Origin of the sequence: Turicibacter sp. HGF1 (assembly GCF_000191865.1) — a bacterium.
In the GTDB taxonomy this organism is placed as follows: domain Bacteria; phylum Bacillota_I; class Bacilli_A; order MOL361; family Turicibacteraceae; genus Turicibacter; species Turicibacter sanguinis.
In genome coordinates this window covers 46,530-68,900 of sequence record NZ_AEXQ01000050.1, presented here as the reverse complement: position 1 = coordinate 68,900, position 22,371 = coordinate 46,530, and the positions used below count along the sequence as shown (strand labels likewise).

The following is a 22,371-nucleotide window of genomic DNA, read 5'->3' as shown; positions in this document are numbered from 1 at the left end:
ATTATAGAACCCAAAAGTATTAATTGAAAAAGACCTTGAGCTTAAGCTTGGGGTCTTTTTTGCATGATTTTTAAAAATTAACAAATAAATATAATAACAATAAACTGAGAGGCGGTTTACAGATGATTGAAGTACAAAAAAAAGTTATTATTGTTGGTGCTGGAATAGGAGGATTAGCCAGCGCTTTAAGGTTGTTAAGCAAAGGTTATGAAGTCGTCATATACGAAAAAAATGAAAGAGTCGGCGGGGTTGTAAATCAGTTTTATCAAGATGGATACACATTCGATTTGACAGCTTCTTTATCTCTAATGCCTCAAAATTTCTCGCAACTTTTTGACGATTTAAATTTAAAAAACGAGCTTGAAATGCTTTCGCCTAAGCTTTTGTATCGAGTCTTTAGCGCTAAGGGGGAAAAATTAGATTTTAGTACTAATTTGATACAGTTGACTCAAACATTAGAATCTATCTCTAAAAAAGATAGCATCGGCTATTTGAATTTGATGACAGATATTTATCAGAAATATCAACTGATTGAAGAGAATTTTTTGACTCAATCTTTTGAAAAAAAGAAAGAATTTTTTAATTTAGAAAATATGAAAAATATCTTTAAAATTCATCCTCTTCAAACGACCGAAGATTATGTCTCTCAATTTATTGAAAGTGAGATTCTTCAAAACTATTTATATTTTCAGGCAATGTATATTGGGTCATCTCCATTCGATAGTTCAAGTACATATAGCTTACTTCCAGGCGTTACTCAACTGTATGGGTTACCATACTTTAAAGGGGGAATGTACGCCTTTGTACAAAGGTTAGAGTCTTTAATTTTAAAACTGGGTGGTAAAATTTATTGTAGCCAGGAAGTAACGGAGTTAGTGACGGAAGGTAAACATGTGAAAGGGGTTAAAATAGGAGAAAAATTAGATAAAGCTGATCTTTTTTTAGTCAATTGTAATGGTTTTGAATTAAAAGATAAGTTGTTAGAAAATAAAGATAAGTTATCTTGTTCAGCCTTTATTTTATATCTTGGTATTAAAAAAGAATTACCTCAACTAAATGTTCATAATATTTATATAGGCGATGAATTTAAGAAAAATATTGAGACAGTATTCAAGGGGAATTTACCTGATAAACCATCTGTCTATATTTATTGCCCAAGTCGATTGGATTCTTCAATGGCCCCTAAAGGATGTGAATCGTTGAATATTATGATGAGGGTTCCTAATTTAACGTCACATATTTCTTGGAATGATGAAATCGTAATCCTGTTAAAACAAAAAATTTATCATATTTTAGAAGAGGTTTTAAATTGTGAGAATCTACAGCAATGGATTGAAGTGGAACAATTTTTGACGCCGAAAGATTTAGAAGAAAAGTTTGGTGAGGTTAAGGGATGTGCTTTTGGACTAGGGCATCATCTATTACAAACTAATTATTTTAGACCTCATTATCGAAGTGAAAAGTATGATAATTTATTTTTTGTTGGTGCTTCTAATCATCCTGGAACAGGGATTTCATTAGTTTTAAATAGTGCTAAGCTTGTCGTAGAAGAAATTGATAAGCATATCTTATAATTTAAAACATATAATTTTTGATGTAGACGAAATCAAGCACCAACGAGTGGTAAACTATGTTATAATAAATTAATGCCAAACCTAAAAGCATTATAAAACGGTTAAGGGGGGATTGTATGTTAAAAAGTGAAACTCTTAAAATCATCGAATTTGCTAAAGGTGAAATAAAAAAACCAGTATTGATTCGCTATACGATAACAGTTGATTTAAACAGTCCAAAAGTATACGATGAAGATGCACTTAAGCTAATAGGCTCTGTCAAAACATTACCAGATAACATCTATTTAGCTGAATTTGTTTACGAAGTAACTGATTCACGTTTAACTCATCTTAACCGCCAAAAAATTACAATTAAAATAAACGAAAAAAATTATTTTACACTTGTACTAGATGATGATTTAGATATCTTCTTCTCATTGTTGAGATTATACAAAAATTATGAAGCTGAAGTAGAGGCTTATGAACAAACAATCACTCAAGGCATGTTGTTAAAAGTTTTAGAAACATATTATTCTTAATCAAAAAGAGATGAGTATTCATCTCTTTTTTTGTTAATTATTAATAATTATTTAAAATTATAATAAATAAGCTATAATTTTTGGAACAAAATAGGCAATAGGGTCGTCTAATTTAATGTAAAGAGCTAAATTTGGAATTCTGCTTGAATCAAAATATTAGGAGGAACAATTATGAAAAAATTAAAGATGATGTTAATGGCTTTATTAGTAACAGTTGTAGCGGTAGGATGTAGTAATTCAAAAGAAGGAGAATCAGCTAGTAATACGTCCGCGACACCTGAAGAAATCATGAATAAAATTCAAGAAACATTAGCAAGTGATTACGATATGCAACTTCAAGATGGTGTATTACCAGGATTTCAAGTGATTGATATGACAGATTCATCACAGTTAGGAATGTATGCGGATCATTTTAATACGGCAGATATTGAATCTGGATATATGTTATTACCAATGATGAATGTTAAATCTTCTTTAATTATGGTTGTAAAAGCTAAAGATGAGAAAGCATCAGAAAGTGTTAAAGATGGGTTTGAAAAAGTATTATCTGATCAAGAAGCAACATGGTCAATCTACTTACCAGATCAATATGAATTAGTTCAAGAAAACCAAATTAAACAACAAGGAAACTATTTATTATATGTAACAAGCGATGTAGCAGACAAAATTGTAAAAGTATTTGAAGAGTCAGTAAAATAATTTCTTTGAAAAAAAGATTGTTGATTGCTAAATGCTTCAACAGTCTTTTTTCTTCTTTGGGTGGTGATGAAGGATGGTTTTTAGTAGTCTTGTCTTTTTATTTGTTTTTTTACCAATTACGTTGTTGTTATATTTTATCGTTCCAAGACGTGTCCGTAATTTTATTTTACTACTAGTGAGCTTAGTTTTTTACGCATGGGGAGAACCTATTTATGTTGTTTTAATGATATTCTCAACCATTGTTGATTTTATTCATGGGTTACTTGTAGAAAAATATCAAGATCAACCTAAAAAGGCAAAGCGTGTGGTATTATCCTCAGTAATTATTAATTTAGGATTACTAACATTTTTTAAGTATTCGGGGTTTATCATTACAAATATTAATACGATTTTTGGAACAACTTTTTCAACTCCAGACATTGCTCTTCCAATTGGGATTTCATTCTATACGTTCCAAACAATGTCTTACACGATTGATATCTTTAGATGTGATGCTCGTGCACAACGGAATATCGTTGATTTAGGAGCTTATGTTGCAATGTTTCCACAACTTATTGCAGGACCCATTGTTCGTTACCGTACCGTGGCTGAACAATTAAATCATAGACAAGAAACAATCGAACGTTTTGCGGATGGAGTCAGACGATTTATTATTGGACTTGGGAAAAAAGTTTTATTAGCAAATAATATTGGTTTGCTTTGGGATAGCATTTCAACAACTGAAGTCACAAATTTAACAGTTTTATCTGCCTGGTTGGGGGTTATGGCCTTCGGACTTCAAATTTATTTCGACTTCAGTGGATATTCAGACATGGCTATTGGACTTGGTAAAATGCTTGGATTTGAATTGTTAGAAAACTTTAATTATCCATATATCTCACAAAGTATCACAGAGTTTTGGAGACGTTGGCATATCTCACTCGGTTCTTGGTTTAGAGATTATGTTTATATTCCACTTGGCGGGAATCGTAAAGGAAAGTATCGTACCTATTTAAATGTTTTTATTGTTTGGTTTTTAACAGGCCTTTGGCATGGGGCGAGTTGGAATTTCGTGTTTTGGGGACTTTATTTTGGAAGCATTATTTCAATTGAGAAGGCCTTTTTAATGAAGTGGTTAAATAGAGGTCCAGCTTTTATTCGTCATTTCTATACCATCTTCTTATTATTAATCGGATGGGGATTATTCGCTTTTGATAATTTTGAACATTTATTGAATTACTTCAAAGTTATGTTTGGAATGCAAGGAGAAGGTCTTTATAATCAGATGACGTTGTTTTACTTAGCTTCTAATGCCATTACCCTCATTGTGTTAATTATCGCTTCTACGCCTTTAATGAAGCTAATTTATGGTTATGCCACACGCACGTCTAAATTCAAATGGCTTTTTGAACTAATCATTATGCCATTAATCTACTTTTCGATTTTATTTATTTCCACAGCTTACTTAGTTGATTCGTCTTATAATCCGTTCTTGTACTTTAGATTTTAGGAGGTGAGGATGATGGATAAAGTTAAGAATTTAGTTTATAGTTTGATGTTTTTAATTTTTATTTTTGGAATAAGTTTATGGAATATGATAACGCCAGATAAAAGTATTTCTGAAAGTGAAAATCGTCCTTTACAGCAATTTCCTAAGTTTACATGGGAAAGACTTGCATCAGGAAAATTTACGAGTGAATTTGATGAGTACATGACGGATCAATTTGTATTTAAGGATGATTGGGTAGGGGTAAAATCTGATGTCGAGCGTTTACTTTTAAAGGGGAAAAATAATGGAGTTTATTTTGGAAAACAAGGCTATTTACTAGAAGAATTTTTGACGCCTGGAAAATACTTTATAAGAAACTTAGATTCAATAAATGCCTTTCATAAAAAGTTGCCCTATTTGAATACAGAAGTCATGCTCATTCCAACGGCAGTTGAAATTTATAAAGAGTTATTGCCACTATATGCACCAACATATGATCAAAATCTGATGCTTAAACAAGCAAGTGCTACATTATCAGTTGATTTAATTGATGTGTATTCGGTTCTAGAAGCACATAAATCTGAATATATTTTCTATAAAACCGATCATCATTGGACGACACTTGGGGCTTTTTATGCTTATCAAAGTCTAATGGGTGCAATAGGTGAACAAGCTTATCATTTAGAGGATTTTAATATTAAACAAGTCAGTGATTCATTTTATGGAACATATTATTCAAAGGCAAATAACCACCATTTACAACCTGATTCGATGGATATCTTTATTCCAAAAACTGACGTGAGTTTTTCTGTGAGTTTGAATGGAGAAGAAGTTAGTTTAGATGGTTTATACGATTATAATTACCTTAATCAAAAAGATAAATACTCAATGTTTTTAGGAGGAAATCAGCCTTTAACCATTGTAAAAAGTAGTATAAATAACGGTAGAAAACTTGTTGTGTTTAAAGATTCATATGCTCACAGTTTAGTACCATTTTTAGCGTTACATTTTGAAGAAATTCACTTAATTGATTTAAGATATTTCAATATGAATCCATATGAATATATTAGAGATGAATCATTTGATCAGGCATTGTTTTTATATAATTTATCAACATTTGGATCAGAACCTAACTTAATAAAATTACAGTCTTATAACTAAGTGGGGGGGAACATTTAGTGAGGAAAATATATCTGTCATGTTTAAGTTGTTTAGTGGGATTCATGGGCTTAAGATATTATTTTGGGTTAACATCATTAAATGGGCCATTTTTTAAGGGATATGGATTAGTCTGTTTAATCATTGCAGTTTTATTACTGAGTTGCTATTTTAAAGATTTACCTCAAAAGTTAGTAAGGCGTCTAACAATAATTAATTTGATTGCTTTATTTGGCGTTCAATTAATCCCACTTTCAACATTTGTTTTTACTTTTGAATGGAATGTTGAACTCATCTTGCCAACGTTAATTGTATTATTTGAAGTAATGGGATTTTTTTATAGGGCATTAACATCATTAATTGGTTATATTTCACTCAAAAGAGCACGATTAAAAGTTAAATAAGGTGATTCTAGCACATAGAATCACCTTATTTTTATTTATTAGCTCCTTGGCGTTTTTTAAGTTTTTTTTCATAGTAGCCTAGAAGTTGATACATTAAAAGTGTACAGATTGCAAGGACTAAGATTCCCATCATAACAAGGCTTAAGTTAAATACTTGGCCACCATATACGATTAAATATCCAAGTCCAGCACGAGAAGCGATAAATTCCCCAACGATAACCCCGACCCAGACCATACCAATATTGATTTTTAACAGGTTAATCATATTACTTGTATTTGATGGTAAGACGAGTTTCGTTAAAATTTGAAACTTACTAGCTCCGAAACTTTTCATAAGTTTAATCTTATCCTCATCAACTGTTGAAAAATAGTTATAGGCAGATAAAATAGTGACAGCAATAGAGGTAATAATCGAGATGACGACAATCCCTTTTACTCCAGTTCCGACCCAAACGATTAAAATGGGAGCAAGAGCTGTTTTTGGCAAAGCATTTAGTACAACAAGAAATGGATCGAAAATTTTGGCAAGTTTTTCTGACCACCATAAGCAAATAGCAATAAATAATCCAGAGCAGGTCCCGATAATTAAACCAACAATTGTTTCATATAATGAAATACCAAGATGTTTGAAGATTTCTCCATTTGAAACATATTTGACGAGAATATTCCAAACAGCTGATGGTTTGCTAAATAAGAAATCATCAATAAATCCTAGTTGAGCGCCGACTTCCCAAAAAATTAGGAAAGCGACGAGTAGAAAAATTTGAAGAAAGTGAATATTGAATGCCTCTTTTTTACGGTCTTTTAAGTATTTTTGATAGCCAGGAGTTCCATTAATTTGTTTCTTCATCATTTTGCAACTCCTTCCAGAATAAATCAAAGTAATCTTTAAACTCAGGAGCAGTTCGGGAGCTTAAAGGTGTTTTTTCATGATCAAGTGTCAAGTTGATCGGACGCATGCTTTTTATTGTCGTTGGACGATGACTTAAGACAGCAACATGGTCTGCTACTGAAATAGCTTCAGAGATGTCATGGGTTACTAAAATTGCTGTTTTATTTTCACTTTTAATAATTTTATAAATATCATCGGTAACGATTAATCTTGTTTGATAATCAAGTCCTGAAAAGGGTTCGTCTAGTAATAAAATATCAGGGTTTAATGCCAGTGTTCTAATTAGGGCAGCACGTTGCTTCATCCCACCAGAAAGCTCCCGAGGATAATTATTTCTAAAATCCCATAAATCATAAATTTGTAGTAATCGCTTAATTTCTTCCATTGCTTCATCTGTCAATTTGTTTTGAATTTCTAGGCCTAAGGTGATATTTTTCATAATAGTTCGCCACTCAAATAGATGATCCTTTTGAAACATATATCCGATTTTTTTGTTATAGGTATTAATCTCTCCACTTGTGGGTTCTAGTAAGCCAGAAATCATGTTTAAAATTGTAGATTTTCCACATCCTGAAGGTCCGAGTAAGACTAAAATTTCACCTTCTTCAACTGAAAAGGTGATATCATTTATAATATTTCGCTCTTCTTCAACTGAGTAAAAATCTTTATAAACATGGCTCACATCTAGAATTTTTGACATATAAGGTCACCTCCATTTTCTCATATGTCCTACTTTATAATATTAGGTAAAAGAATAAAGGGTACCTAATATCAAAAAAGATTTACTCCCTATTTTGATTAGGGAGTAAATCTTTTTATTTGATATTATTAATTGCATTTTCAGCATAGCTTGTATCGACGATTGTTTCATAAGGCGCACGATTATCAAGTTGTCCTGCTAATTCCATAACATCCATTAGGTTATTTAAGCTATCTTCTTTTAAAACAGGATCAGTTGCCCAGGCATCAATAGATTGATAACGTTCAACAACTGTTACTAAGTCCTCAATTTCCATATCAGGGAAAAATTGATGAATTGATTGTGCAATTTCTTCACTTGTATGTGTTGAAACCCATAACTGCGCTTTATAAATAGCATTTGTAAATGATTGGATGACATCACTATTTTCTTTTAAGTATGATTCGGTTGTTTGGTAGCAAGTATAAGGAATGTCACCACCTAGTTCACCAATTGATGCAACGATGTAACCTTTACCTTCTTTTTCCATAGTTGTTGCTAATGGTTCGAAAAGTGTTACATATTCAGCGTCAAGTCCTGTAAAAGCTCCTGCCATGGCATCAAATGAGATATCAGTACGCACATTAACTTCTGCTGTTTTATCGTCTGGACGAGCATCAAGACCTTGTGATTTTAAGACATATTCAAGTGTCATTTCAGGCACTCCACCTTTACGACCACCGATGACTTCAGTTCCTTTCATTTCATCAAAAGAAAAGTTTTCATGAGGATTTTTAGCCACTAAGAAACTACCATCACGTTGAGTGATTTGTGCAAAATTTATGGCAAGGTCTTTTCCACCTTCGTTGTAGACATAAATAGAAGCTTCAGGTCCCATAAATCCAATTTGCACATCGCCTGATAGTAAAGAGGCCATTGCTTTATCAGCACCTCCAGCATTAATTAATTCAACTTCTAATCCTTCTTCTTCTAGGAATCCTTCACTAATGGCAACGTAGTGTGGTGCATAAAAAACAGAGTGAGTTACCTCAGCAACTTTGATTTGAGTTAATTCATCAGATGACTTGTTACATCCAACTAATGTAGCTGTTGCAAGTGCCATCAATCCTAAAAACGAAGTAACACGTTTAATTGATTTCATATTAGCCCTCCTATTTGCCGAAATTTTAACTCTCGGTCTAATACATCATATTTTAACTTGGGCGAATGTGTGCACACGAAGTATTAAAAATTTTTTGAGTTAAGTAATAAAGTCTGCTTGATTGGGCATAATTGTAAGAGGAAAAAGAATAAAATAAAGTAATTTCGACAAGAATAGATAAAATTAATTAGAAATTAACATAAATTCCATTGACTTGTGATACTAAAATTCATTAGAATACTGTTTGGATGTTATTTTTCTAATAGAAATAGTAAATGAGAATTTTTACAAAGTATCCATATAAAAACAAGTCGCAAAACAGATGCATAATTTTGGAGGTTAGTTCGATGGAAGTAAGATTAGAGGGCATTACCAAAAGCTTTGGAGATTTTACGGCAGTTAACAATTTAAACGTAACAATTGAAGATGGAACACTTGCTGGTCTTTTAGGACCATCTGGATGTGGAAAATCTACAACACTTTATATGATTGCTGGATTAGAAAAACCAACAAGTGGTCGTATTTATTTCGGTGACGAAGATGTAACGGATTTACCACCAGAAAAACGTGGAATTGGATTAGTATTCCAAAACTATGCTTTATATCCACATATGACGGTACGCCAAAATATCATGTTCCCACTTGAAAATGCTAAAGTACCAAAAGCAGAAGCATTAAAAATTGCTCAAGAAATGGCTGATTTAGTTCAAATTGGACACTTAATGGATCGTAAACCTGGAGAATTATCAGGTGGTCAGCAACAACGTGTAGCAATCGCACGTGCTATTGCGAAAAAACCTCGCGTTTTATTATTAGATGAGCCGTTATCAAACTTAGATGCTCGTTTACGTTTAGAAACTCGTGAAGAAATTCGTCGTATTCAACAAGAAACTGGTATTACAACAATTTTCGTAACACACGATCAAGAAGAAGCAATGAGTATCACAGATGCAATTGTTTTAATGAAAGATGGAGTGTTACAACAAAAAGAAGCACCTCAAGAAATGTATCGTAAACCAGCTAATCAGTTCGTTGCCTCATTCATGGGAACACCACCAATGAGCTTTATGAATGGACGTATTGAAAATGGAAAAGTAATGGTTGGTGGATCTGTATTAGGAGATGCAACTGGTTTAAATAATACAGATGCAATTGTTGGAGTTCGTCCTGAGTCATGGCGCCTTGCACAAGAAAATGGTGTTGATGCAACAGTTGTTATGGTTGAAGTAATTGGACGTGACAAATTAATGACAGTAACAATCGATGGACAAAAAGTTCGCTGCTTAATTGATTCAGAAAATGAAGTTAATGTTTCAGATATCGTTAAATTAACGGTAAAACAACAAAATATTCATTTATTCGATGCAACGAACGGTCACCGTTTAGCGTAGGGGGCAACTATGAATAAAAAACTATCAAATGCTACCCGAACAACCATCAAACACAATTTTTTAGGTTATTTGTATTTATTACCAACATTAATCATTACAGCTGTTTTCGTAGTTTATCCATTAATTATGTCATTCCGTATGGGATTCTATGAAAAATATAATTATTATACAGATGAAGGAAGTGGATTCGGTTTAGCAACGTTTAAATTCGTCTTAACAGATCCTAGTTTCCATCAAGCATTAAAAAATACATTTTTAATTGTAGTAATCGCGGTTCCGGTTTCAATGATTATTGCATTAGCAATTGCATTGTTATTAAATACTGGAATTAAGGCAAGTAAGTTTTTCCAAGCGATTTATTTCTTGCCATATGTAACTTCAGTTATTGCCATTGGGATTGTATGGAGTTGGTTATTCCATAGTGACTTTGGATATATTAATCAGTTTTTAGGAATGTTTGGTGTTGATCCAATTCAATGGCTAAATGATCCAAAAATGGCAATTTGGGCATTAATCATCTTCAATATTTGGAGTGGACTAGCCTTTAAGATTGTTATTTTCTTATCAGGATTACAAAATATTGATCCACAATATTACAAGGCAGCGCAAATCGATGGAACACCTAAATGGAAAGTATTCTCTCGTATTACATTACCTTTATTATCGCCAACTGTATTTTTCTTAACAATGACTTCAGTCATCGGAAGTTTTAAAGTGTATAATGAAGTATTTGCGTTATTTGGTGGAAAGCCAGGACCTGCAAATAGTTGTATGACGGTTGTATACTACATTTATGATATGTTCTATGGTTCATCACAAGTACATAAAGCTGCAGCAGCTTCAATTATTTTATTCGTTATTATTTTAGCTGTAACGCTTGTACAAATGGTATTAAGTAAGAAGTTAGTTCATTACAAATAGGGAGTGTGCTCAATGGAAAGTAATACAAAAAAAGTTACCTCAACATGGGCTAAAGTATTGATTTACATTGCGTTATCACTTGGAGCAATTATCATGCTTTTCCCATTCATCTTCATGATTTTAACATCATTTAAAACATATTCAGAATCTATTGCTGTTCCACCAAAATTATTACCTGAAATTTTCCAATTTGAAAATTATAAAACAGCAATGGAAATGGCACCTTTTGATGTTTATTTTAAAAATACTGTTATTTCAGCAGTTGGAAATACAGTATTAACCATTTTCGTAACAATTTTTGCAGCATTTGCGTTTACACGTTATAAATTTTTCGGAAGTAACACAATTTTCACTTTATTATTAGCAACGATGATGGTTCCAGGTGAAATGTTAATTATCCAAAACTATCAAACTGTATCAGCATTAGGATGGATTGATTCATTCAAAGGATTAATTCTTCCATATATTGCGAATGTCTTCTATATCTTCTTATTAAGACAATACTTTATGCAAATTCCAGAACAATTATATAAAGCAGCAAAAATTGATGGATGTAGCGATTGGAAATACTTATGGAAAATCATTATTCCAAATACGATTAGTGCTGTCGCAACAATTGGTATTTTAAACTTTATCGCAAGCTGGAATGCATTCTTATGGCCATTATTAATTACAAATAAAGATAGTATGCGTGTTTTAACAATCGGGTTAACTCACTTTACAAATGAATCAGGATCACAAGTTCATTTACAAATGGCTGCTGCAACAATCATTATTGTTCCAGTTGTGATTATTTACTTATTCTTACAGAAATACATTATCAGTGGGGTAACTCGTGGAGGATTAAAAGGATAGTCCTTGTATACTAAATTATTATGAAGTAGGTATTAAATGGGGTATTAAAGGAGATAATCCTTTTATACATAGATAAATAACTCAATGAATTGTGAGTAGGAGGACTACAAAGTGAAAAAATTATTTACATCATTATCACTTTTAGCTGGTGTAACAACTTTAGTAGCTTGTTCAAGTGGGAAAGACACAGGAACAACTAATGAATCTACAGCTGAATTAGTGACTACAATTGAATCACCTGTAACAATCGAATTCTGGCATGCAATGTCAGGAACAAATCAAGAAGCAGTAGATGCATTAGTAGAGCAATTCAATACGACAGTTGGGGCTGAAAAAGGAATTACTGTAAAATCAGTTTATCAAGGTGCTTACAATGATTTAAAAACTAAAACAACAGCTGCTTTAAAATCTGGTTCAGCTCCAGCAATTTCACAAGCATATCCTGATTGGGTTGCAGAATATTTACAATCAGGTGCAGTTGTAGCATTAGATGATTATATTAATGATAAAGAAGTTGGAATTTCTGATTTTGATGATATTATTGAAGCTTATCGTGCAGAAAATAGCCAATATGAAGGTGGAAAATTCTATTCTTTACCTTTCAACAAATCAACAGAAGTTTTATACTATAACAAAACATTCTTCGAAGAAAATGGATTAGAAGTTCCAACAACTTGGGAAGAAGTTGAAGCTGTTTCAGCTAAAATTACTGAATTAACTGGTAAACCAGCATTCGGTCATGATTCATCACAAAACTACTTCATTACAATGGTTCAGCAATTTGGTGGAGAATATACAAATTCTAAAGGTGACATTTTATTCTCAGAAGATAATGCACAAGCAGCTATTGAAGCTTTAACATTAATGCAACGTAATACTGATGCTGGATACTGGCGTTTAGCTGGAGAAGATAAATACATGTCTGGTCCATTCATGAGTAATTTAGTTCAAATGTATATTGGTTCTTCTGCTGGTTATTCTCATATTGCTTCAGCTGAATTCGAAGTTGGGGTAGCACCAATTCCTCAAGTTTCTAAAGAAACTGAAGCTGTTATTCAACAAGGAACTAACGTTGTAGTATTTAACCAAAATAAAACTCCTGAAGAAGTTTATGCAGCATATGAATTTGCAAAATACTTATCTTCATATGAAGGAAATTTATACTTCGCAACTCATACTTCTTACTTACCAATCCGCCAATCAGTTATTGATTCAGCAGATTATCAAGCATATGTAACAGAGTCTAATGATCAAACGAAAATTGTAGGACCATCTCAAGATAGTGCTTTCTTCTATGATCCATCATTCTTCACTGATACATTCTCTTCTTACAATGTACGTACAGCAGTTGGTCAAGCTGTTGAGCAAGTTGTATTAAATGGAGTATCTCCTGAACAAGCAGTTCAAGATGCCTTAAATCAATTAAAATAATTTGATTATGAATAGAGGTAGAATTTCTACCTCTATTTTTTCTTTATAATTTGATAGAGTGTCATAATTTGACGTATAATTAAAGTAGGTAATCATTTTTATATTAGGAGGTTCAATATGTCAATTCAACAAGAGATTTTAAAGAAAATTGAAGAATTTGAAACAATTATTATTCACCGTCACGTCATTCCAGATGGAGATGCATATGGTTCATCATTTGGATTAGCTGAAATCATTCGTGAAAGTTTTGAGGGGAAGAAAGTTTACCTTGTAGGCGAGGAAGTAGCTTATTTAAATTACATTGGTCATACAGAAGAAATTGAAGATGAACTATATAACAATGCTTTAGTTATCATTACAGATACATCGAACGCAGCACGTATTTCAGATGAACGTTGGAAATTAGGTGCTTTCAAAATTAAAATCGATCATCATCCATTTAGCGATGAATATGCAGATATTGAGTGGATTGATACAAGTTATACATCAACTTGTGAAATGATTACAGATTTATTAGTTAAGAATAATTTAAAAACAAATGATAACGGTGCTCGTTGCTTATTCAATGGAATTGTATCAGATACAGGACGCTTCTTATTCCGTGGAGTAAGTGAGCAAACATTCCGTTATGCATCAGAATTATTAAAATATAATTTTGATATGGTAGAGTTATACTCAAAAATGTATACACAATCTAAAGAATTAGCACGTTTTAAAGGTTATGCGGTTTGTAACTTTGAAGAAACGGCTCATGGTGTTGGGTATTTAAAATTAACAGATGAATTATTACAATCTTTAAACGTAAATGAATTAGCAGCTTCAGCTAACGTTAATACGTTGGCAAACATTGAAGGAATTAAAATTTGGGCATTTTTTGTTGAAAATGCTGAAGGAAATGATATTCGCGTTAATTTACGTTCAAGTGGGGCAGCCGTTAATGAAATTGCTAAAAAATATGGCGGAGGTGGTCATGTGCAAGCAGCAGGTGCTCGTGTAATGGATTGGGAAACTGTTGATGCGATGATTGCTGACTTGGATGAATTAGCTCAAAATAACTAAGGAGATGATGTCATGAAAATTTTAATTACAAATGATGATGGAATAAAAGCGCCAGGAATTGCAGCCTTAGCTGAAATTGCATCAAAATTTGGTGATATTTATGTGATTGCTCCTCATCAAAATAATAGTGCAGTAGGACATGGAATTACAATGCGCCGTCCCTTAAAAGCTTATATTGAATCAATTCCTTATACCAAACTGGCTTATGGAATTGATGGGACACCAGCTGATTGCGTGAAATATGCCCTTGGTCATTTGAAGATTCAACCCGATTTGGTTTTATCAGGTATTAATGATGAACGTAATGTTGGGACTGATGTTTTATATTCAGGAACAGTATCGGGTGCGCTTGAAGCAAATCTTTGTGGATATCCTTCTATTGCTGTATCAACAACAGAGTCAAACTTTGAGGTAGTAAAAAAATATTTGCCTCAACTATTTGAAAAGCTATTTTCTCAAAAATTAGAATCAAATATTACATTTAATATTAATTTCCCTTCATTAACGGAACCTAAAGGAATTAAAGTTGCAAGTTTAGGAGTTACACGTTATGATGAAGTTTATGTTGAAGAAGATGGTGGCCATAAATTATCAGGTCCATTTATCGATATTGAACAATCTGAGGATACAGATGTAAAATCTATTCAAAAAGGTTATATTACTATTACTCCGTTAAAAATTAAGCTAGATGATGATGATAAAATAAAAGAATTACAAAAATTATTTTAATTTAATATAAAAAATCCTGAGATTTTTTCTCAGGATTTTTAACATGCTATTTTTTGTTTAAATAAAGCTTGATATTCTTTTTTTAAATCTGTATAGCGGTCCAGATAAGGTTTAGAATCAATACTTAATTCGTAAACTAAAGTATCGTAATGAGTAACGATAAATTCTACAATATCAGCATCAATTTTATAGTCACGTGCTAAGTTCTCTAAAATATTGATAATTTTCTCTTTTGGAAATTCTTGTTTATAGCTTCTCACGCCAAGGAGAGCACTCATAATATCAGCAATACTAATAATGCGAACCGGAATTGAAAGTTGATGATCCTTTAAACCAAAAGGATAACCGCTACCATCTAATTTCTCATGATGATAAGCTGCCATTTCAACGATATCTTTAGAACAGATACAATTTAAAATGTCATATGTAATCGTAACATGTTGTTTCATAATTTCCATCTCACTAGAAGTAAGTTTTGTTGGTTTTTCTAAAATTTCGATGGGAGTAGCGATTTTTCCAATATCATGCATCGTCGCTGCAAATGCAAGATTCGTTACCACTTCATCATCAAGTCCTAGTTTTATTGCGATAATCTTTGATAAACTAGTCACTGTTATAGTATGGATGAGCGTACTCTCACTTCTAAAATCAATCATATACATCATCATTCTAACGTATTCCATCGTTGTTTCTTTAGAGGGCTCGAAATGATTTAAAAAATGATATAATTCCTTTAAATATCGCCCATCTATTACTTTGCTTATTAATTCTTCTGATTGATTAACTTCTTTAAAATAGTCGAGAAGGGAAGAGTTTAGAGGAGAATGTAAAATCTTTTTCAAGGCTTCATCTGTGATATATGATTTACGATGAATAAATAATGATATCTTATCTAGGAGATTTAAGAGAATAGTCTCATCTTTATAAGGAAAATCTAGTTTTTCATATTCTATTATAGAATCGTGATGATGGAGGATAATATCTGATAAATGAGATAAAGGTGAAAAATATTTAATAAATAAAGAACCACAGATTGAATGCAGATGTGGATTTGGTGAAGTATTATAAAGAAATTCACTAAAATCTTTTTTTTTATAAGTACCAATATCATGGAATAAAGCAATGAGAGTAAGGTTAACGAGCTCTTCCTCAGTATATTTTCCTGTATGTTGAAGAGTTTTCCAGTAAAGAAAAGCTACTTGTTCACAGTGTCGGTCTAATCTAGTATCAATGTAGTTAAAACATTTTTGAAAAACTAACATAATGTCTTTAAATGTAAAGTTGTTCATCTGTATCCTCCGCGTCTATTCATGTAAATATTTTATCATAATTTGTATTTTAAATGTAAAAAAATGTATAGTATGCAGATAAGGGGATTTTTCTTTCTTTTCAAATTTAAAATTAACGTGTAAAATTATTATGAAATGATAAGCAGGAGGAAATTATAATGAAAACTGTATTAGATAAGTTACAACAAAATGAAAAGATTTTTCAATTTATTAAGTTTGTAATCGTTGGTGGTTTTGCAACAGTTATTCATTACGGAGTGTATTTAGCACTTGAATATGGAATTTCTGTAAATGCCAATATTGCCTTTACAATAGGATATATTATCAGCTTTATCTTTAACTACTTTGCTTCAACAGCCTTTACATTCAAAACAGAAGCAAGTGCATCAAATGGAATCAAATTTGCTGGCGCACATTTAATCAACTATTTTGTTCAAATGATCTTACTAAACATATTCCTTGCAATCGGAATCAACCAATCATTTGCACCAATTCTCGTATTCCCAATCGCCATGATCATCAACTTCTTCATGGTACGATTCGCACTTAAGAAGTAGGGACCCGGCTACGTAGTAAGCCTCAGGCGAGCTCGTAGCTATCCTCAACTGGTGGGCAGGGAGTCCTCGGGGGAGCGAACAATCCATCGCTGCTGAGTCTATAAAGGATTATAGCCTGATACAAATAACTTTTAAAAATGCGAAGTTAGGTGTCCATAATTGATGGGGGATAATAAGTAATAGCTCTTTTCTATTTCTAAATATAATGAAACAATAAAAAAAGTCTCTATCTTTGCATTTAAGATAGGGACTTTTTTATTAATCGATAAGTCGACGTAAATTTTTTTGTATTAAGGTGACTCTTTTAAATTAATGGCGAAATATAGGTAGACTGTTTTTTCTTATTGTTCATTAGATGAAGACACTGTTTTAAAATATCAATTCCTTTGATGATGTCCGCTTCTGTACATGCTGCAAAACTTAAACGCATATATTGATTTAGATGAGTATCTTCCGTTGGACTGAATAGTTTTCCTGGGGTCGTAATTAGTGAATGAGATAAACAAAGATCATAAAGTTCATTAGCATTAAGATGTGGCGGCAGTTGAATCCAAAAATGAAGGCCACCATGTGGAATATGAAATTTGACATCATATGCTTTTAATTTATTTAATTCTTGAACCATGATATCGTATTTTTTCTTATAAATAATTCGCATTTGATTAATATGTTCATCCCATTGACCTTCACGTAAATATAAATCTACTGTACGTTGGATTAATCCAGATGATGAAATATCTGTATGATGTTTGGCATTCATAATATCTGTAGAGAGGGGAGAGGGAACAAGGATAAATCCAATACGAAGACCAGGCATCATAATTTTAGAGAAACTTTTTATATAAATAACACGTTCATTTTGATCTAGACTTTTGAAACTGATATTGCTAGCATCAGGTTCATAATTTAGCTCAGACATTGAATCATCCTCAACAATATAGAAGTCGTATAGTTGCGCGAGTTCTATTAAACGTTTCATTTTTTTTAAGGAATAAGTCACGGTACTAGGGTTTTGATATTTAGTCATGACATATAAAAGTTTTGGTCGAACAGTTAGTAGTGCTGCTTCTAATTCAGAAAAATTAAGGCCATCCTCTTCTAAGCTGATTCCTTTAATTAAAACATCTCGAGATTTGAAAACAGCTAAAGCTCCTGTATAGGTTGGGTCTTCAACGAATACACAGTCACCGCTTCCAAGAAGTGTTTTACCAATAATATCAATTCCTTGTTGGGCACCTGATACAATTTGAATTGAGTTAGGTGAAACCTCAAGTTTTTGATGGCGTTTTAGGTATTGGCATAAACTTTCACGAAGAGGTTCATATCCATTACTTTCTTGATATCCAAAGGCGTATCCCTGATCTCGATCGAGAACATAATTTAGATAATGTTTAAATGAGGCAATTGGGAAGATGCTTGGTTCAGGTGTGGCACTCGCAAAGTTAATTTGGTTGTGTTCTAAATGCAGATGCTGACTTGTAATTTGTTGCATTGATAATTTAGGTGAGGGAATTGAGGGAGGAATGATTTGTTTTTCTTTAACGTAATAACCGCTCCCTTTTTTTGCAATGACAAGTCCAAGTGTTTCAAGGTGTTTATACGCAGAAACAATCGTTACATTATTAACTTCGAGTAGAGTAGCTAATTTTCGAATAGAAGGAAGAGAGCGACCACCTTCTAATTGTTGATGTTGAATCATAGTTGCTACTTGATTAGCGATTTGTAAATACATGGCTTCAGATTTATTCTTATCTAATTGTATGGGTACAGGTAACATTGTATTACTCCTTTTAAGTAATTGTATTGATTTATTAGGGATTATTTGGTATAAAATAATTGTTAGAAATCATTTTAATAATAATTGTTTCGATACAATTATTATATTGAAGATGAGTAAAAATGTAAAGGAGTGAGGAAAATGAGTGAACGTTATGAATTAAATAAGAATCTAGCTCAAATGCTAAAAGGTGGCGTTATTATGGACGTCGTAAATGTTGAGGAAGCCAAAATTGCAGAAGCTGCGGGCGCAGTTGCTGTTATGGCACTTGAACGAGTACCGTCTGATATTCGTGCGAAAGGCGGAGTAGCTCGTATGTCTGATCCTAAAATGATTAAAGAAATTCAAGAAGCAGTTAGTATCCCAGTAATGGCTAAAGTGCGCATTGGTCATTTAGTAGAAGCTCAAGTGCTTGAAGCACTTGAAATTGATTATATTGATGAAAGTGAAGTATTAACTCCAGCTGATGATGAATTCCATATTGATAAAACAGAGTTTAACGTACCATTTGTATGTGGGGCTAAAAACTTAGGGGAAGCACTTCGTCGTATTGGGGAAGGAGCCTCAATGATTCGTACGAAAGGAGAAGCGGGAACAGGAAATGTTGTAGAGGCAGTTCGCCATATGCGTACGATGAATAAAGAAATTCGTGAAATCCAAGCAGCAAGCAAACAAGAGTTAATGACAATAGCGAAAAATATGGGAGCTCCATATGACTTAGTGTGCTATGTTCATGAGCATGGAAAATTACCAGTTGTAAACTTTGCTGCAGGTGGAATTGCGACACCAGCTGATGCTGCCTTAATGATGCAACTTGGATGTGATGGGGTATTCGTAGGATCTGGAATTTTTAAATCAGATAATCCACAAAAACGTGCTGAAGCAATCGTTAAAGCTACTACTTATTATAATGATCCAAACATCATTGCACAGGTTTCAGAAGGATTAGGAGAAGCGATGAGTGGAATTGACATTCGTCAATTACCTGAAAATGAACAATACGCAAAACGAGGATGGTAGTATGAAAAACATTGGAGTCTTAGCTGTCCAAGGTGCCGTACAAGAGCATATGAACCTTTTAAGCCAACTAGACGATGTAAATCCACTTCTAGTAAAATATGAAGATGAGTTGGAAAAAATCGATGGTTTAATTATTCCAGGAGGAGAAAGTACCGCTATCGGACGGCTATTACGTGATTTTAATTTATTAAAACCACTGCGGAAAAAAATTAAAGATGGTTTACCTGTTTGGGGGACATGTGCTGGAATGATTATCCTGGCTAAAGAACTTGCTAAAGATTCAACAGTTCATTTAGGATTAATGGATATTGAAGTTGAGCGTAATGCTTATGGGCGACAATTAGGAAGTTTTAAAACGGAAGTGGAAATTGAGACAGTATCGTCCTCTAAAATTCCATTAGTGTTCATAAGAGCGCCATATGTTACTAAGGTAGGACCAGAGGTTTCAGTCATACTAGAACTTAATAATCATATCGTAGCATGTAAACAAGATAATATGCTTGTTACTTCATTTCATCCTGAATTAACGAACGATTTAAGTTTTCATCAGTATTTTTTAAATATGATTGATAAATAAAAAAAATGACCATTTCGGTCATTTTTTTATTTAGATAGAGAATACTAAAAGAAAATAAAAATATTTTAAAAGAGAAGGAATCAACATGAGAAAAGCAATCGGAAAATTATTATTTTGTTTAGTTTTTATATTTTTAATGACAGTAGCTATTTTAGATTATGAATCAACTCAATCTGCTGCTTTGATGCAACAGACTAGTCCCCAAATTATTCAAAGAGAGTCGGCAGAAGAGCTAATGGATAATACAAAAGAAATCCTTATTATTGATGTCCGTGATGCAGATGAATACGAGAAAGGTCATATTCGCAATGCCATAAACATACCATATAATCAATTAGAGCAACATCTTGATGAACTTATGGCCTATCAAGATACACCGATTATTATTTACTGTCAAAGTGGTAACCGTAGTAAGATAGCTGGTGAAAAATTAGAGGAACTTGGATTTACTAAAGTTTATGTGATAGAAGATAAAATGGATTAAAAAAAACCTACAATAGTAGGTTTAAGCAATATCAATTCCAAGTGCTTTATATTGTTCAATAACGCGCTCAATTTGATTACGTTTCCCTTGCATTTCATATAAAGTCACGAAAAATTTAGCACATGTTGTTGCTTCTTCCATTAAACCTTGATCCGCTAGAATGCTTCCCTTGCACATAAATAAATCGGCAACAACCGCAAAAGAACGTTCCTGTAAACAAGTTTTAATTCCTATTTCACAGACTTCAAGTGCTTTATCATAGTAATCTAGTCGATAATAAACATTGGCTAGGTTATAATACATACGGCCTAGTAAATTAATATCGTATTTATGATAATATTTTAAATAGTTCTCAATGATTAAGGGTAATAATTGAGAAGCTTCAACTAATTTATTATTGATAATATAGAATAGAATAATAATAGTATGAATAATATTTAATTCATTTAGGGTACGGAATCCCACACAAGCTTCTTCTAAATTTGTAAAGTTCATAGTTAGTTTTAACAAATCAATGTAGTATTCAATAGTTGGACTTTCATATTGGGGAAGATGAAATTTAGCAGCACCTTCATACCATCCTAAATATTGTTGAAAGTCTACTGGTGGATTAGGATGAAGAGAACGGTATTGATCGATTAATTCCATTAACGGAACAAAGTCTTTCTCGTAGAAATAATAATCTAATTGTTGCTTTAATTCAATGACTTCCATCGGATTTTCGTGGTTGGCAAAAAGCAGAAAAGGTTCTAGGTTCTCATTTAATTTTTTTGATAATGCACTGAGTAAAAATCCCGTTGGTAAATTCTCATTTTGCTCAATTCGAATAAGCTGGCGCTTTGTACAAATACCATCAGCTAACTTTTCTTGACTCAATTGTTTTTTTAATCTTAACTCTTTCAATACATTTCCGAAATAAATTTCGTTCATGAGCGTCCTCCTAACCCCCAGTATTTATTATTCTTATAATAAATAAACATCATGTGCTAAAAAGTAGAAAGTGAAAAAATAGTCACTTTACGTCTTATTTAATTTATTATATCATGAAAATAGCAAAAGTTGAGAGGAGAGACAAAGACAATGAAAAAAAATTTAAAACAATTAGTTGTTGCATTTGTATTAGGATTAGTATTAGTTCAAGGAGTTACTACAGTACAAGGTAGTCAACAACCTTCAACTCGTGCATCAATCGAACTTCCTTGGTGGTTATAATCAATAATTAAAAATTAAATTGGGGATATGAGATAGAGGGGAAAAGATGTGAATCATGATTCACATCTTTTTTTTATATTTAATTAAAAAATATAAACTCTTTAGAGGAATAGAATAGGTTAAAAATCAATAATAATACCCCAAATTTGTGTGATTTACATGACCAAAAATCCTTCCGTTTAATATATTATAGTGTAGCTCGAATTTGAAGGGGGGGGATAGAAATGACTATTAAACGTTCTTATTACCCTCAAGATACGGATAATCCAGTTAAATTATTTGAGCCAACGACGCAAACATTTACATTTGATAAACGAGATTTTAAAGAATTTTGTTCATTGGATAATATTTCTGTTATCGTCACAAACGTTGAAAATCACTATTATGAACATGAATACATTTATGAATATATAGACGTAAAAGAGTTACATTGTTATCATCATGGAAAGCGAGATGGTAATAGTTATAATTTGAATGACGAGTAGAAATAGTGATGTAATTTTTATAATTATTCA

General features: G+C 32.4%; 24 protein-coding genes. 18 read left to right on the top strand and 6 right to left on the bottom strand.

From position 1 onward, the window contains the following. Positions 1-122 precede the first annotated feature (122 nt). The 6 genes from HMPREF9402_RS04930 (at position 123) to HMPREF9402_RS04905 (ending at position 5,821) form a co-directional block, all read left to right on the top strand. Positions 123-1,574 (top strand): phytoene desaturase family protein, encoded by a 1,452-nt coding sequence (locus HMPREF9402_RS04930; RefSeq protein WP_009606656.1) that lies wholly within the window; start codon positions 123-125, stop codon positions 1,572-1,574. Between the two features lie 116 nt (positions 1,575-1,690). Further along, positions 1,691-2,092 (top strand): hypothetical protein, encoded by a 402-nt coding sequence (locus tag HMPREF9402_RS04925; RefSeq protein WP_006785204.1) that lies wholly within the window; start codon positions 1,691-1,693, stop codon positions 2,090-2,092. Between the two features lie 171 nt (positions 2,093-2,263). After that, positions 2,264-2,791 (top strand): DUF4358 domain-containing protein, encoded by a 528-nt coding sequence (locus HMPREF9402_RS04920; protein WP_009606700.1) that lies wholly within the window; start codon positions 2,264-2,266, stop codon positions 2,789-2,791. Between the two features lie 73 nt (positions 2,792-2,864). Then, a complete protein-coding gene (locus HMPREF9402_RS04915; protein WP_009606702.1) occupies positions 2,865-4,280 on the top strand; it encodes an MBOAT family O-acyltransferase in 1,416 nt (471 codons plus the stop codon). A 12-nt stretch (positions 4,281-4,292) separates the two neighbouring features. Beyond that, positions 4,293-5,420, top strand: coding sequence for a DHHW family protein (locus HMPREF9402_RS04910; RefSeq protein ID WP_229040188.1), 1,128 nt, complete (start codon positions 4,293-4,295; stop codon positions 5,418-5,420). A 17-nt stretch (positions 5,421-5,437) separates the two neighbouring features. Continuing rightward, a complete protein-coding gene (locus HMPREF9402_RS04905; protein WP_229040187.1) occupies positions 5,438-5,821 on the top strand; it encodes a hypothetical protein in 384 nt (127 codons plus the stop codon). 31 nt (positions 5,822-5,852) lie between these two features. Here the strand turns inward: HMPREF9402_RS04905 and HMPREF9402_RS04900 are convergent, their stop codons facing one another. The 3 genes from HMPREF9402_RS04900 to HMPREF9402_RS04890 form a co-directional block, all read right to left on the bottom strand. Beyond that, positions 5,853-6,671, bottom strand: a complete 819-nt coding sequence (locus tag HMPREF9402_RS04900) for an ABC transporter permease (RefSeq protein ID WP_006785209.1) — start codon at positions 6,669-6,671, stop codon at positions 5,853-5,855. Next, positions 6,655-7,413 (bottom strand): ABC transporter ATP-binding protein, encoded by a 759-nt coding sequence (locus HMPREF9402_RS04895; protein WP_006785210.1) that lies wholly within the window; start codon positions 7,411-7,413, stop codon positions 6,655-6,657. The genes HMPREF9402_RS04900 and HMPREF9402_RS04895 overlap by 17 nt, the downstream gene beginning before the upstream one ends. A gap of 115 nt (positions 7,414-7,528) precedes the next feature. Further along, positions 7,529-8,554, bottom strand: a complete 1,026-nt coding sequence (locus HMPREF9402_RS04890; RefSeq protein WP_006785211.1) for an ABC transporter substrate-binding protein — start codon at positions 8,552-8,554, stop codon at positions 7,529-7,531. 347 nt (positions 8,555-8,901) lie between these two features. On the opposite strand from HMPREF9402_RS04890, the gene HMPREF9402_RS04885 reads away from it, so the two are divergent. From HMPREF9402_RS04885 to surE, 6 genes are all read left to right on the top strand, one after another. Then, entirely contained in the window at positions 8,902-9,945 is a 1,044-nt protein-coding gene (locus tag HMPREF9402_RS04885; protein WP_006785212.1) for an ABC transporter ATP-binding protein, read from the top strand. 9 nt (positions 9,946-9,954) lie between these two features. Then, entirely contained in the window at positions 9,955-10,866 is a 912-nt protein-coding gene (locus tag HMPREF9402_RS04880; RefSeq protein ID WP_009606689.1) for a carbohydrate ABC transporter permease, read from the top strand. A gap of 12 nt (positions 10,867-10,878) precedes the next feature. Beyond that, complete coding sequence (locus tag HMPREF9402_RS04875; RefSeq protein WP_006785214.1) at positions 10,879-11,721, top strand: carbohydrate ABC transporter permease; 843 nt, start codon at positions 10,879-10,881, stop codon at positions 11,719-11,721. Between the two features lie 111 nt (positions 11,722-11,832). Next, positions 11,833-13,152: an ABC transporter substrate-binding protein gene (locus HMPREF9402_RS04870; protein WP_006785215.1), complete on the top strand. Its 1,320-nt coding sequence runs from the start codon at positions 11,833-11,835 to the stop codon at positions 13,150-13,152. A gap of 117 nt (positions 13,153-13,269) precedes the next feature. After that, positions 13,270-14,211 carry a DHH family phosphoesterase gene (locus tag HMPREF9402_RS04865; RefSeq protein ID WP_006785216.1) on the top strand — a complete coding sequence of 314 codons (942 nt, stop codon included), beginning with the start codon at positions 13,270-13,272 and terminating at the stop codon, positions 14,209-14,211. Between the two features lie 12 nt (positions 14,212-14,223). Beyond that, positions 14,224-14,940, top strand: a complete 717-nt coding sequence (gene surE, locus HMPREF9402_RS04860; RefSeq protein ID WP_006785217.1) for a 5'/3'-nucleotidase SurE — start codon at positions 14,224-14,226, stop codon at positions 14,938-14,940. 38 nt (positions 14,941-14,978) lie between these two features. On the opposite strand, the gene HMPREF9402_RS04855 is transcribed toward surE, so the two are convergent. Then, positions 14,979-16,229, bottom strand: a complete 1,251-nt coding sequence (locus tag HMPREF9402_RS04855; RefSeq protein WP_009606664.1) for an HD domain-containing phosphohydrolase — start codon at positions 16,227-16,229, stop codon at positions 14,979-14,981. 158 nt (positions 16,230-16,387) lie between these two features. On the opposite strand from HMPREF9402_RS04855, the gene HMPREF9402_RS04850 reads away from it, so the two are divergent. After that, the gene (locus HMPREF9402_RS04850; RefSeq protein ID WP_006785219.1) at positions 16,388-16,786 is read left to right on the top strand and encodes a GtrA family protein; all 399 of its coding nucleotides are present in this window, start codon (positions 16,388-16,390) and stop codon (positions 16,784-16,786) included. A gap of 304 nt (positions 16,787-17,090) precedes the next feature. On the opposite strand, the gene pdxR is transcribed toward HMPREF9402_RS04850, so the two are convergent. Continuing rightward, positions 17,091-18,563, bottom strand: coding sequence for a MocR-like pyridoxine biosynthesis transcription factor PdxR (pdxR, locus tag HMPREF9402_RS04845; RefSeq protein WP_009606671.1), 1,473 nt, complete (start codon positions 18,561-18,563; stop codon positions 17,091-17,093). A gap of 141 nt (positions 18,564-18,704) precedes the next feature. Between pdxR and pdxS the strand changes: the two genes are divergently transcribed. The 3 genes from pdxS (at position 18,705) to HMPREF9402_RS04830 (ending at position 20,644) form a co-directional block, all read left to right on the top strand. Next, on the top strand, positions 18,705-19,583 hold the full coding sequence (gene pdxS, locus HMPREF9402_RS04840; protein ID WP_006785221.1) for a pyridoxal 5'-phosphate synthase lyase subunit PdxS: 879 nt from the start codon (positions 18,705-18,707) through the stop codon (positions 19,581-19,583). 1 nt (position 19,584) lies between these two features. Then, complete coding sequence (gene pdxT / locus HMPREF9402_RS04835) at positions 19,585-20,160, top strand: pyridoxal 5'-phosphate synthase glutaminase subunit PdxT (protein ID WP_006785222.1); 576 nt, start codon at positions 19,585-19,587, stop codon at positions 20,158-20,160. 85 nt (positions 20,161-20,245) lie between these two features. Further along, positions 20,246-20,644 (top strand): rhodanese-like domain-containing protein, encoded by a 399-nt coding sequence (locus tag HMPREF9402_RS04830; protein ID WP_006785223.1) that lies wholly within the window; start codon positions 20,246-20,248, stop codon positions 20,642-20,644. A 21-nt stretch (positions 20,645-20,665) separates the two neighbouring features. Here HMPREF9402_RS04830 and HMPREF9402_RS04825 read toward each other — a convergent pair whose 3' ends face one another. Continuing rightward, entirely contained in the window at positions 20,666-21,574 is a 909-nt protein-coding gene (locus HMPREF9402_RS04825) for a helix-turn-helix domain-containing protein (RefSeq protein ID WP_006785224.1), read from the bottom strand. 150 nt (positions 21,575-21,724) lie between these two features. On the opposite strand from HMPREF9402_RS04825, the gene HMPREF9402_RS14865 reads away from it, so the two are divergent. Both HMPREF9402_RS14865 and HMPREF9402_RS04820 read left to right on the top strand, forming a co-directional pair. After that, positions 21,725-21,856 (top strand): hypothetical protein, encoded by a 132-nt coding sequence (locus HMPREF9402_RS14865; protein WP_006785225.1) that lies wholly within the window; start codon positions 21,725-21,727, stop codon positions 21,854-21,856. A gap of 224 nt (positions 21,857-22,080) precedes the next feature. Beyond that, the gene (locus tag HMPREF9402_RS04820) at positions 22,081-22,341 is read left to right on the top strand and encodes a hypothetical protein (protein WP_009606699.1); all 261 of its coding nucleotides are present in this window, start codon (positions 22,081-22,083) and stop codon (positions 22,339-22,341) included. Positions 22,342-22,371: the final 30 nt, after the last annotated feature.